Here is a 12,486-nt window from a genome sequence, read left to right as displayed (position 1 = left end):
CATGAGCACCAACGAGGGCTCACTGTGGGGCGGCCGGTTCGCCGACGGTCCATCGGACGCCCTTGCGGCGCTGAGCAAGTCGACGCACTTCGACTGGGTGCTGGCGCCCTATGACATCGCGGCTTCGAAGGCGCATGCGCGGGTGCTCTACCGGGCCGGGCTGCTGACCGAGGAGCAGCGCGACGGCCTGCTGGTCGGCCTGGACAACCTGGCCTCCGATGTCGCGGACGGCAGCTTCGGACCGCTGGTGACCGACGAAGACGTCCACGGTGCCCTGGAGCGTGGTCTGATCGACCGGGTCGGCGAGGACCTGGGCGGACGGCTGCGCGCGGGACGGTCGCGAAACGATCAGGTGGCCACCCAGTTCCGGATGTGGCTGCGCGACGCCGTCAGGCGCGTCGCCGACGGGGCACTCGAGGTGGTCTCCGCGCTGGCGACTCAGGCCGCGGCGCATCCCACGGCGATCATGCCGGGAAAGACGCATCTGCAGTCGGCGCAGCCGATTCTGTTGGCGCATCATCTGCTCGCGCACGCGCATCCGCTGCTGCGCGACGTCGACCGCATCGCCGACTTCGACAAGCGAGCCGCAGTGTCGCCGTACGGATCCGGCGCCCTGGCCGGATCGTCGCTCGGGCTGGATCCCGACGCGATCGCCGAGGAACTCGGCTTCGACGCTGCGGCCGACAATTCGGTCGACGCCACGGCGTCGCGTGATTTCGCCGCCGAGGCGGCATTCGTGTTCTCGATGATCGCCGTCGACCTGTCCCGCCTCGCTGAGGACATCATCCTTTGGAGCACAACCGAATTCGGTTACGTCACGCTGCATGACTCCTGGTCCACCGGCAGCTCGATCATGCCCCAGAAGAAGAACCCCGACATCGCAGAGCTGGCCCGCGGAAAATCAGGCCGCCTGATCGGCAACCTCACCGGGCTGTTGGCGACGCTGAAGGCGCAGCCGCTGGCGTACAACCGGGACCTGCAGGAGGACAAGGAGCCGGTGTTCGACTCCGTTCTCCAACTCGAGCTGCTGTTGCCTGCGATGGCGGGCCTGGTCGCGACGCTGCGGTTCGACGTCGACCGGATGGCCGAACTGGCCCCGCTCGGCTACACGCTGGCCACCGACGTTGCCGAATGGCTGGTGCAGCGGGGAGTGCCGTTCCGGGTTGCGCACGAGGCCGCAGGCGCCGCGGTGCGTGCCGCCGAAGCTCGCGGCGTCGGCCTCGAGGATCTCGAGGACGCCGAGCTGACGGGCATTCACCCGGAGCTGACGCCTCGGGTTCGTGAGGTGCTCACCATCGACGGGTCGGTGAATTCCCGGGACGCCAGGGGAGGTACCGCGCCCATCCAGGTCGCCAAACAGCTCGGTGCCGTCCGCGCGACCAGCGACCGGCTGCGGCTGCGGCTGCGGCGTTAGTCGTCGGCGGCGGCCAGCCAAGCCTCTTCGAGAGATTCCTTGCGCGCCAGCATTTCCTGCAACTCGGCATTGAGTTCACCCGCCCGCACGTGATCGGCGGCCGCCTCGGCCATCGATTCGTGCACCGCGACGATCCGCTCGTCGAGCTTGGCGAGTTGACCCTCGATGCGCGCCATCTCCTTGCCCGCCCGCCGTTCCCGCGCCGACGCCGATTCATTTCGCTGCGGTTCGGCGCGCACCGGTTCGGGGGATACCGCGGCCGCCCGCTCCACGAGGTACTGCTCGACACCGCCGGGCAGCAGATCACACCGCCCACCGCCGGTCAGCGCGTACGTGACATCGGAGACCCGCTCGAGAAAGTACCTATCGTGCGTCACGACGATCAGCGTCCCCGGCCAGCCGTCGAGATAGTCCTCGATCACGGTCAGGGTGTCGATGTCCAAATCGTTGGTCGGCTCGTCGAGCAGCAGCACGTTGGGTTCGTCGAGCAGCAACCGCAGGAACTGGAACCGCCGCCGCTCACCGCCCGACAGGTCCCCCAACCGTGTCGTCAACTTGTCCCCGGTGAACCCGAAGTCCTCGAGCAGTGACGACGCACTGACCTCGCGGCCACCCGCCAGTTCCGCAGAACGGCGGGACCTTTCGACCGCATCGAGCACGCGATCGGTGGGGTCCAACTCGATCAGAGCCTGACTCAGGTAGCCGATCTTGAGTGTCTTTCCCTGCTTGAAGGTTCCGGCGGTGGGGGTGAGCTCGCCGGCCAAGAGCTTCAGCACGGTCGTCTTACCGGTGCCGTTCACGCCGACGAGACCGATGCGAGCACCAGGCCCGATGGACCAGTCCAGCTTGTCGAGGATCACTTTGTCGCCGGCCTCGAGGCGCACACGGTGCAGATCGAAGACGTCCTTACCCAGTCTGGCCGTCGCGAAGCGTTGCAGGGCAAGGGAATCCCGCGGCTCCGGTTCGTTCGCGATGAGGTCGTTGGCCGCCTGGATGCGGAATTTCGGCTTCGACGTCCGCGCCGGCGGTCCACGCCGCAGCCACGCCAGCTCCTTGCGCATCAGATTCTGGCGGCGCGCCTCGACCCCGGCCGCCAACCGCGCACGCTCGGCGCGGGCCAGGACATACGCCGCGTATCCGCCGTCATAGGCGTCGACGGTGCCGTCGTGCACCTCCCACGTCTTGGTGCACACCGCGTCGAGGAACCACCGGTCGTGGCTCACCACCACCAACGCCTTGGCGCGGCGCGCCTTCAGGTGATCCGCCAGCCAACCGATGACCTCGACGTCCAGATGGTTCGTCGGCTCATCGAGCACGATGACGTCATGGCCGGCGATGAGTTCGGCCGCCAGCGTGACCCGTCGCCGCTCACCGCCGGACAGCCCGCCGACCTCGCGGTCCAGGTCGACGTCCGTGAGCAGATGGGACACGACGTCGCGGGTGCGAGATTCGGCGGCCCAGACATGGTCGGGCCGGCCGCCGACGATCACGTCCCTGATGGTCGCGCCGCTGAAGTCGTCGCTCTGGCGCAGGTAGCCCACCGACAGCCCGGAGGTGTGGGTCACCCGGCCGGAGTCGGGCGCGCGGGTGCCCGTCAGCACCTGCAGCAGCGTCGACTTGCCGTCGCCGTTTCGTCCCACGACCCCGATCGCGTCGCCCTCGTCGACTCCGAGGCTGACGGCGTCGAGCAGCGTGCGGGTGCCGTACCCGACGCTCGCGCGTTCCACATTGATCAGATTCGCCATCGCGCCCGATGATAGGTGGCCCGCTGTGCGCCGAAGCCGTCGCGCGAGGGCAACCGTCGAACCTGACGGTCATCAACTCGCGCTATGCCATGATCATGGCAGCAGTCGGGGGATTGGCGAGCTAGGGGAGCGTGCGTTGGTGGACCTGTCCGGATTGACCCGACCAGTGGAACGACTGGTCGCGACCGCGCAAAACGGGTTGGAAGTCCTGCGTTACGGCGGCCTGGAGACCGGAGCCGTGCCGTCGCCGTTTCAGATCATCCAGAGCGTGCCCATGTACCGGCTGCGGCGGTATTTCCCACCGGACGCCAGGCCGGGAGCAAAGCAACCCGGGCCGCCCGTGCTGATGGTGCACCCCATGATGATGTCGGCCGATATGTGGGACGTCACCCGCGATGAAGGCGCCGTCGGCATCCTGCACAAGGCGGGCATCGACCCGTGGGTCATCGACTTCGGATCGCCCGACAAGGTCGAGGGTGGGATGGACCGCAACCTGGCCGACCACGTCGTCGCGCTGAGCGAGGCCATCGACGCCGTCAAAGAGGTGACCGGTCGTGACGTCCACCTGACCGGCTACTCCCAGGGCGGCATGTTCGCCTACCAGACGGCCGCCTACCGGCGGTCCAAGGACCTCGCCAGCATCGTCGCTTTCGGCTCACCGGTGGACACCCTCGCCGCGCTGCCGATGAACCTGCCGGCCAGCCTGGCGCCCGCCGCCGCGGACTTCATGGCCGACCATGTCTTCAGCCGCATGGATATCCCGGGCTGGCTCGCCCGCACCGGTTTCCAGATGCTCGACCCCATCAAGACCGCGCAGTCCCGTATCGACTTCCTCCGTCAGTTGCACGACCGCGAGGCGCTGCTGCCCCGCGAACAACAGCGGCGATTCCTGCAATCCGAAGGCTGGATCGCCTGGTCCGGGCCGGCCATCGCGGAACTGCTCAAACAGTTCATCGCCCACAACCGCATGATGAGCGGCGGCTTCTCGATCCATGGTGACCTGGTCACCCTGTCCGACATCGACTGCCCGGTGCTGGCCGTCATCGGTGAGGTCGACGACATCGGTCAGCCGGCGTCGGTGCGCGGGATCAAGCGCGCGGCCCCGAAGGCGGATGTCTACGAATTCCTCATCCGTGCAGGACATTTCGGGCTTGTTGTCGGTTCCAAGGCGTCGACGCAGACCTGGCCCGCGGTCGCTCAGTGGGTCAAGTGGATCGACAGTGCCGGGGATATGCCCGAGGGTGTGACGCCAATGGCGTTGCAGCCTGAGGAGCACAGTGAAACTGGTGTCTCGCTGAGCTCGCGGGTGGCGCACGGCGCGAATGCCGCGACGGAAATGGCGTTCAGCGTGGCCCGGTCGGCCGCCGACGCGCTGGTTGCGGCCAACAAGTCAGCGCGCGCCATAGCTGTCGAGACGTATCGCACCCTGCCCCGCCTAGCTCGGTTGGGTCAGATCAACGAGCACACCCGAATCTCGTTGGGCCGCATCATGTCCGAACAGGCCCGCGACCTCCCCAACGGCGAGGCGTTGCTGTTCGACGGCCGGGTTCACACGTACGAGGCGGTCGATCGCCGCATCAACAATGTGGTCCGCGGTCTGATCGGGGTGGGAGTTCGGCAGGGTGTACACGTCGGCGTGCTGATGGAGACTCGGCCGAGCGCGCTGGTCGCGATCGCCGCGCTTTCGCGCCTGGGCGCGGTAGCGGTGCTGATGCCGCCCGACGCCGACCTGCCGACCGCCGCCCGGTTGGGTTCGGTGTCCGAAATCATCACCGACCCCGGCAACCTCGAGGCCGCGCAAAGGCTCGACATGCGCGTGCTGGTGCTGGGCGGCGGTGAGGTGCGCGACCTGGATCTACCCGAAGACGCCGACGTCATCGACATGGAGAAGATCGATCCCGACGCGGTCGATCTGCCCGGCTGGTACCGGCCGAATCCGGGACTCGCGCGGGACCTGGCGTTCATCGGGTTCAGCTCGATCGGCGGCGAATTCGTCGCGCGGCAGATCACCAATTACCGCTGGGCACTGTCGGCGATCGGCACCGCGTCGGCGGCGAACCTCGGACGCGGCGACACGGTGTACTGCCTGACCCCGCTGCACCATCAATCCGGACTGCTGGTCGCGCTCGGGGGCGCGGTGGTAGGCGGATCCCGCATCGCACTGTCTCGGGGTCTGCGTCCAGACCGATTCCTTCAGGAGATCCGCCAGTACGGCGTCACCGTCGTCTCCTACACCTGGGCAATGCTGCGCGACGTCATCGACGACCCGTCATTCTCGCTCACCGGCAGCCACCCGGTCCGGTTGTTCATCGGCTCCGGCATGCCGACCGGCCTGTGGAAGCGGGTGACCGACGTATTCGAACCCGCCCAGATCGTGGAGTTCTTCGCGACCTCGGACGGGCAGGCCGTCTTGGCGAACGTGTCCGGCGCCAAGGTCGGCAGCAAGGGGAGGCCGCTGCCGGGCAGTGGCGAGATCGCCCTGGCCGCCTACGACCCCGACGATGACCTGATCCTCGAGGACGAGCGCGGATTCGTCCGTCGCGCAGAGGTCAACGAGGTGGGGGTGCTGCTTGCCCGTCCGCGGGGTCCGATCGACCCGACGGCGTCGGTCAAGCGCGGGGTGTTCGCACCCGCGGACACGTGGGTGTCCAGCGAATACCTGTTCCGACGCGACGATGACGGCGACTACTGGCTCGTCGAAAGCCGCGGTCAGCTGATCCACACGCTGCGCGGTGTCGTCTACGCCTCGACGGTGAACGACGCCGTCAGCCGCCTCGACGCGGTGGACCTGGCGGTCACCTACGGGGTGGAGACCGACGGCCACTGCCTCGCCGTGACGGCGCTGGCGCTGCGGCCGGGCGGGACCATTCCGTCGGCGGATCTGTCAGAAGCGTTCGCCGATCTGCCGGTCGGCAATGCGCCCGACGTCGTACACGTGGTGCCCGAGATGTCGCTCAGCGCATCGTTCCGGCCGGTGTTGAGTCCGCTGCGCGAAGCCGGAATCCCCAAGCCGTCCCGTAACGCCTGGTATCTGGACACCGATACGAATCGGTACAAGCGGTTGACCGTCGCGGTGCGCGCCGAGATCGCTGGTGGGTGACTGCGACGGCCGTGCCATGCGGTCGACTCGCTGTTAGGCTCCCGCTGGCGGCAAATCGCCACCGGGTCGGGGAATCAGTGGTCTATCGCGCTGGAGGATTGATGGCATCGCAGGCCGGAAATACCGACGTCAAATGGCGTCGCGCCATCGTCGGCGGGGTGCTCGTCGCGGGTCTGATGTCCGGATTCGGGGTCTCCACGGCCTTCGCCCAGCCCGATTCGGGGCCGTCTGACACTCGCGCACCGGGAGAAAGCTGCACGGGAGACGACTGCAAGAAGCCCGTAGAGGGCGAGGCGCAAGCGGCCGGCGAAGAACAACCGACGATGACCGCCGATCAGGCGCTGATGATCATCCACAATGAGTACAACTTGGGTGACGGCGGCGGCCAGTTGTCGAAGCTGATCGACGACGTGCTGAATATGCGCGCTCAAGGGTTCAAACCGTCGAACGCGAACAAGCTGGCGATCCAAGACGCGCTGGAGCACCGGCCGAACCAGACGCCGCTGGTCGAGGCTTTGAAGGCGACGCTTGCTTATCAGCGCAAGCTGCAGGCGCAACAGCAAATTGCTGCTCAGCAGCAGGGGCCGGTAGCCGGACCCGTGCCGGTCCTCCCCGGCGGGTCGTCCGTGCAAGCGCCGGCCGGACCCGGCACCATGACCATCCCGCTGGGCTGACGCGCGGCCGTGCTCGACGAAAAACTCCTGAGCATCCTCGTCTGCCCCGAGGACCGCGGCCCGCTTCTCCTGGTGGGCGACGAATTTCTCTACAACACGCGGTTGCGGCGGGCGTATCGCATCGAGGACGGCGTTCCCGTCCTGCTGATCGACGAAGCCGTCACCATCACCGATGACGCCGAACACAACCGGCTGCTGGAGCGGGCGTCAGGGGAATCCGGGTAGGTCCGCGGTGAGGTAGCGCTGCAGGTTCGGGCCAATGGTCTCGGCGATCTGCTCGACCGGAAGCGATTTGAACGGATCCAACTCCAGGATGTAGCGCGCCATCACCACGCCGACCAATTGCGATGCGACGAATTGCACGCGGATCATCCCGCTTCCGGGCGGATCATCAACGCGGGAGCCGACTTCCTTTGCGATGACCTCCTGCAGGAACGAGCGCACGAGCGAGGTCTCGTTGCCGGCGAGGATCGATCGCAGCGTCGCGAGGAATCCCTTACCCATCTCGGAGTCCCACAGCGGCAACAGGAGTCGTGGAAGCGTGTAACCGATCTCGTCCACCGGAATCTGACGGAGCGGTTCGATGATCTGCATCGGGTCGATTGGGATGTGGATCGCCGCGGCGAACAATTGGGTCTTGGTGCCGTAATAGTGATGCACCAGCGCGGGATCGACGTCGGCATCGGCGGCGATTGCACGGATCGAGGTCTTGTCGATCCCGTTGCGGGCGAACAACTCCCGCGCGCTGGTGAGGATGCGCTCGCGGGTATCGGACGTGCCGGGTGGTCGCCCGGGACGCTTACGTTCTGCGTTGGTGGTCAATCCCGTTACGGTGTCCTTCGTCTTAGCGTCGCCGCGGCCAGGCACAGTGCCACGATCGCGAAGCCGATGACGACGACGATATCCCGCACCGCGATGAACGTCGGCTCCGCGTGCGCACCGACCTGTTGCAACGCCTCCAGAGCGTAGCTGGCGGGCAACACGTTACTGATCCATTGCAGCCAGTCGGGCATCACGTCACGGGGCACAATGATGCCGCACAACAACAGCTGTGGAGCGATCACCAGCGGCATGAACTGCACCGCCTGAAACTCGGTGCGGGCGAATGCACTACACAGCAGACCCAAACCAACCCCCAGGACGGCGTTGATGATCGCGATGATGAACACCAGGATGGGGCTGCCCGCGGTGTCCAGCCCGAGAAACCAGAACGACACGATGCACGCCAGCGTCGCTTGTGCGGCGGCGGCGATCGAGAACGCGGTGCCGTAGGCGGCCAGCAGGTCCACACGGCGCAGGGGGGTCGTCAGGATCCGTTCCAGCGTGCCCGAAACCCGTTCGCGCTGCATGGTGATCGAGGTGATCAGGAACATCACGATGAGCGGGAACACGCCCAGCATGATCAGGCAGGCGTTGTTGAACGGCGACGGTGCACCGGGCGGATGCGGTGCGTTCTGGAACATGAAGTACATCAACGTGATGATGAGGCTCGGCACGACGAGGATCATCGCCACGCTGCGGTGGTCGGCGGCGAGCTGACGCAGGATCCGCGTGGTGGTGGCCAGGTAGGCCTGCGGGCTCAGCCGGCTCGGACTCTTCAGGCTGCGGTGCTGTGCCGGATGACGGACAGGAACGCTTCCTCCAGTGACTGGCATCCTGTGTCCTCTCGTAGCTTCGTGGGTGTGGTGTGTGCGAGGAGATGGCCCTCGCGCATGAGCAGCAGGTCGCCGCAGTGATCGGCTTCGTCCATGACGTGACTGGACACGAGCAGCGTCGTACCGTCGGCGGCGAGCCGGTGGAATTGCTCCCACAGGTCGACCCGCAGCACGGGGTCGAGGCCGACGGTGGGTTCGTCGAGCACCAGCAGATCGGGGTGTGACACCAGTGCGCAGGCGAGTGAGGCGCGAGTGCGTTGGCCACCGGAGAGGTTGCCGCACAACGCAGTTCGATGATCGTCTAGCCCGACGGTGGCGATCGCCTCGTCAGCGCTGGCGGCGTCGACGCCTGTCAATGCCGCGAAGTACCGGACGTTGTCGATGACTCGCAGGTCGTCGTAGATTGTCGGATCCTGGGTGACGTATCCGACCCGGTGCCGGAGCTCGGCCGATCCGGCCGGGTGGCCCAGCACCGTCACGGTGCCTCCTTCGATGATCTGCGTGCCGACGACGCTGCGCATCAGCGTGGTCTTGCCGCATCCGGATGGACCGAGCAGTCCGGTGATGGTGCCGCGCGCGATCCGGACCGTGATGTCCTCCAACGCGACGCGCTTACCCCTGATGACCCGCAGGTTTTCGACGTCGATAACGGCGTCGGCAGCTCCGCCGGGTAATTCACCGTCCGATGAACTCATCATGTGGTGAATAATGCTCCCCGCCGATGGTGGTGTCAAGGGTGCCGGGCAGAATCGCAGCGGTGAGCGTGCGCCGGCTGTCCGTGGACCCGCTGACCGCGGCGCGACGCCTACTCGGAGCGACGCTGGTCGGCCGCGGCGTGAGCGCGATGATCGTGGAGGTCGAGGCCTACGGCGGTCCCGAAGACGGACCATGGCCCGACGCGGCTTCGCATTCGTATCGCGGCATGGGAGGGCGCAACGCGGTCATGTTCGGTCCGGCCGGGCGGCTCTACACCTACCGCAGCCACGGCATCCATGTCTGCGCGAACGTCGTGTGCGCCACCGACCAGGTGGCGGGTGCGGTGCTGCTGCGGGCCACCGCGATCGAATCCGGAGCCGACGTTGCGCAAGGTCGCCGCGGCGAAGCGGTCCGCCCCGCGGCGCTCGCTCGCGGCCCCGGAAATCTGTGCTCGGCGATGGGAATCACGATGGAAGACAACGGGATTGATCTGTTCGATGCGAAGAGTCCGATCCAACTGAAATTGGGGGAGAAGCGCGACGGAGTCGCCGGCCCGCGTGTGGGTGTCAGCAAGGCGGCCGATCGCCCGTGGCGATTGTGGCTGGCCGGACGTCCCGAGGTGTCGCTGTATCGCCGCAGCCCACGGGCACCGGCTCCCGGCGAAAGCGATTAGTCGTCCGGGCCTAGGTCGCCGTGCGAGGTCGTGTGGCACTGAACAGCGCGACCTTGCCGACCATCGTCGTCGTGTACTGCTCGAAGTATGTGTCCAGCGCCTTCTGTAGGCCGGCGAGGTCGTCTGTCTGGTTGTGGAAGGTGCCGGATGCGTTGAACCGGGCCATCGTTCGCCGACCCAGCCGGTTGTGATGAACGCCCTGACCCAGGATCGTGGACCCGAAGAACACGCCATCGGGTGAGAGGACAGCGGCGATGTGTTCAATCGCCAACGATTTGGTGTCCCAGTCGCCAGGAATGCAGTGGAAGACGTAGTTGGCGGCGACGGAGTCGAACTTTTCGTCCGTGGGGATCGGCGAATAGATATCCGCGTTGATCGATACCGGGGACAGCTTGCGCAGGCGCCTGCTCGCCGTCGCGAGGCTGTCCGGGCTCAGGTCAAGCAGGGTGACTCTCGGCTTCCGGCAGGGAAACGCGACGTGCTGCAGATACCAACCCGTGCCAGGCCCGATGTCGAGGTGATTGCAGCGGATGTGCTGATCGTAGTGACGGAGAAGTCGACGTCGGGGACAGCGCCATAGAAATCGATTGTTGAACCTCAAGACGTAGAGGTTGTAGATGAAGAGCCCGCGCGCGTTGTAAAAAGCCGCTCCTTTGCGAATCTCGCCTGGATTGGGCCGCGGCGGAGTCATGCGGTGCCGGCTCTCTTTCATCAGCGAAGGAAGTCGTCCGTGATGCTAGCGGCAGTTCCACGGAATGTGGCACGCGGCGCCCGCTGCTACCGGGCTGCGATGTCGTGTCTGAGCACCGGCTGTGGTCATTGCGCTGCGGTACGGGAAGATCGATTGCGTGACGTCTAAGGACACGCCGAACATCCTCGATGAGCTGGAGTGGCGCGAGCTGATCGCGCAGTCCACCGACCGGGACGCACTCGCGGCGGCCTTGGCTGCGGGTCCCGTCACCGTCTACTCCGGATTTGATCCGACGGCGCCGAGCCTGCATGCCGGCCACCTCATCCCGCTCCTGACGCTGACCCGGTTTCAACGTGCCGGACATCGTCCGATCGTCCTGGCGGGCGGCGCCACCGGCATGATCGGCGATCCGCGCGACGTCGGCGAGCGCACGCTCAACAACGCCGACACCGTCGCCGAGTGGGCCGACCGAATACGTGGCCAGCTCGAACGCTTCGTCGAGTTCGATGATTCGGCCACCGGCGCGGTGGTGGAGAACAACCTCACCTGGACCGCCCAGATGCCCACCATCGAATTCCTCCGCGATGTCGGAAAACATTTCTCCGTCAACGTGATGCTCGACCGTGACACGGTGCGACGACGACTCGACGGTGACGGCATCTCCTACACCGAGTTCAGCTACATGCTTTTGCAAGCCAACGATTACGTGGAGCTACACCAGCGGTACGGCTGCGGACTGCAGATCGGCGGCTCCGATCAGTGGGGCAATATCATCGCCGGCGTCCGGCTGGTCCGCCAGAAGACGGGGGCGACGGTGCACGCGCTGACCACCCCGCTGGTGACGGACTCCGAAGGCCAGAAATTCGGTAAGTCGACCGGCGGTGGCAGCCTCTGGCTCGACCCGGAGATGACCAGCCCGTACGCCTGGTACCAGTACTTCGTGAACACCTCAGACGCGGACGTCGTCCGATACCTGCGATGGTTCACGTTCCTGTCGCCCGAAGAGTTGGCGGAGCTGGAGGAGGCGACTGCCGAACGGCCCCATGAACGTGCAGGTCAGCGCCGATTGGCCCGCGAGCTCACCAATCTGGTCCATGGGGAGGCGGCCACGGCGTCGGTCGAGCACGCCAGCCAGGCCCTGTTCGGGCGTGGCGAGCTCGCGCAGCTCGATGAATCGACGTTGGCCGCGGCCCTGCGCGAGGCGTCGGTCGCCGAGCTGGCGCCGGGCGGACCCGACGCGATCACCGACCTGCTGGTGGCCAGCGGCCTGTCGGCGAGCAAGGGGGCGGCCCGTCGCACCATCGGCGAGGGCGGGGCGTACGTCAACAACGTCCGGATTGAGAGCGAAGAGTGGGTGCCGCAGCCGTCGGACTTCCTGCACGGCCGCTGGTTGGTGCTGCGACGGGGCAAGCGGAATATCGCCGGCGTCCAACGCGTTGGGTAGTTCGTCGGGCGGCGACTGCGGCCCGGCCGAGATTGGTGTCGTCACTCGGGAACAAACTCCGCGGGTGGCGCGTTGAACCCCATGAACAACGAGTCGACGCACTGTTTGTGCGCTCGGTGGACGCGGATCGAAAGACACGCCCCATCAGCCCATTTGACTCAGAGTTATCCCTCACGTAACTTATCGGAGTCGCTGCGACACGGGCCAAAACCCGGCGAGCGCGGCGGCTCCCAGAGGGAAGCCTCAACTTCGGTTGGGTTCCTGATTGTCCGCATACGAGCCCGCGGCTTTTGCCGCGGGTTGGTTGCGCGGTCGAGCGGGTGTGTTGTTTGAGAACTCAATAGTGTGTTTGGTGGTTTTTGTTTGTTGTTGTTTTTTGGTCTGCCTCTTTTTC

Annotated in this window: 11 protein-coding genes; 6 read left to right on the top strand and 5 right to left on the bottom strand. The window is 66.3% G+C overall.

The window, feature by feature from the left end; all coding sequences use genetic code 11:
* Window position 1: 1 nt before the first annotated feature.
* Window positions 2-1,414, top strand: a complete 1,413-nt coding sequence (gene argH, locus BST47_RS26975; protein ID WP_083128896.1) for an argininosuccinate lyase — start codon at window positions 2-4, stop codon at window positions 1,412-1,414.
* On the opposite strand, the gene BST47_RS26970 is transcribed toward argH, so the two are convergent.
* Entirely contained in the window at window positions 1,411-3,159 is a 1,749-nt protein-coding gene (locus BST47_RS26970) for an ABC-F family ATP-binding cassette domain-containing protein (protein ID WP_083128895.1), read from the bottom strand. The two genes, argH and BST47_RS26970, sit on opposite strands and share 4 nt — an antisense overlap.
* 136 nt (window positions 3,160-3,295) lie before the next feature.
* Between BST47_RS26970 and BST47_RS26965 the strand changes: the two genes are divergently transcribed.
* The 3 genes from BST47_RS26965 to BST47_RS26955 all read left to right on the top strand — a co-directional run bounded on the left by BST47_RS26965 (window position 3,296) and on the right by BST47_RS26955 (window position 7,158).
* Window positions 3,296-6,259, top strand: coding sequence for an acyl-CoA synthetase (locus BST47_RS26965; protein WP_207568709.1), 2,964 nt, complete (start codon window positions 3,296-3,298; stop codon window positions 6,257-6,259).
* A gap of 101 nt (window positions 6,260-6,360) precedes the next feature.
* On the top strand, window positions 6,361-6,933 hold the full coding sequence (locus BST47_RS26960) for a hypothetical protein (protein ID WP_083128972.1): 573 nt from the start codon (window positions 6,361-6,363) through the stop codon (window positions 6,931-6,933).
* A gap of 9 nt (window positions 6,934-6,942) precedes the next feature.
* Window positions 6,943-7,158, top strand: coding sequence for a Trm112 family protein (locus tag BST47_RS26955; RefSeq protein WP_083128893.1), 216 nt, complete (start codon window positions 6,943-6,945; stop codon window positions 7,156-7,158).
* Here the strand turns inward: BST47_RS26955 and BST47_RS26950 are convergent.
* Genes BST47_RS26950 through BST47_RS26940 form a run of 3 tightly spaced genes read right to left on the bottom strand, consistent with a single transcriptional unit; the run spans window position 7,141 to window position 9,286 of the window.
* Complete coding sequence (locus BST47_RS26950) at window positions 7,141-7,755, bottom strand: TetR/AcrR family transcriptional regulator (RefSeq protein WP_083128892.1); 615 nt, start codon at window positions 7,753-7,755, stop codon at window positions 7,141-7,143. The two genes, BST47_RS26955 and BST47_RS26950, sit on opposite strands and share 18 nt — an antisense overlap.
* A 5-nt stretch (window positions 7,756-7,760) precedes the next feature.
* Window positions 7,761-8,588, bottom strand: coding sequence for an ABC transporter permease (locus tag BST47_RS26945; RefSeq protein ID WP_083128891.1), 828 nt, complete (start codon window positions 8,586-8,588; stop codon window positions 7,761-7,763).
* Complete coding sequence (locus tag BST47_RS26940) at window positions 8,531-9,286, bottom strand: ABC transporter ATP-binding protein (RefSeq protein ID WP_083128890.1); 756 nt, start codon at window positions 9,284-9,286, stop codon at window positions 8,531-8,533. The genes BST47_RS26945 and BST47_RS26940 overlap by 58 nt, the downstream gene beginning before the upstream one ends.
* Before the next feature lie 23 nt (window positions 9,287-9,309).
* On the opposite strand from BST47_RS26940, the gene BST47_RS26935 reads away from it, so the two are divergent.
* Complete coding sequence (locus BST47_RS26935; protein WP_083128889.1) at window positions 9,310-9,957, top strand: DNA-3-methyladenine glycosylase; 648 nt, start codon at window positions 9,310-9,312, stop codon at window positions 9,955-9,957.
* A 10-nt stretch (window positions 9,958-9,967) separates the two neighbouring features.
* On the opposite strand, the gene BST47_RS26930 is transcribed toward BST47_RS26935, so the two are convergent.
* Complete coding sequence (locus BST47_RS26930; protein ID WP_083128888.1) at window positions 9,968-10,648, bottom strand: class I SAM-dependent methyltransferase; 681 nt, start codon at window positions 10,646-10,648, stop codon at window positions 9,968-9,970.
* A 157-nt stretch (window positions 10,649-10,805) separates the two neighbouring features.
* Between BST47_RS26930 and tyrS the strand changes: the two genes are divergently transcribed.
* Window positions 10,806-12,092: a tyrosine--tRNA ligase gene (gene tyrS, locus BST47_RS26925; protein ID WP_083128971.1), complete on the top strand. Its 1,287-nt coding sequence runs from the start codon at window positions 10,806-10,808 to the stop codon at window positions 12,090-12,092.
* The last annotated feature ends 394 nt before the right edge of the window (window positions 12,093-12,486 follow it).

This window comes from Mycolicibacterium tusciae (genome assembly GCF_002086795.1).
Lineage (GTDB): Bacteria > Actinomycetota > Actinomycetes > Mycobacteriales > Mycobacteriaceae > Mycobacterium > Mycobacterium tusciae.
The sequence above is the reverse complement of the archived record's forward strand: the minus strand, read 5'-3'. Positions and strand labels throughout refer to the sequence as shown.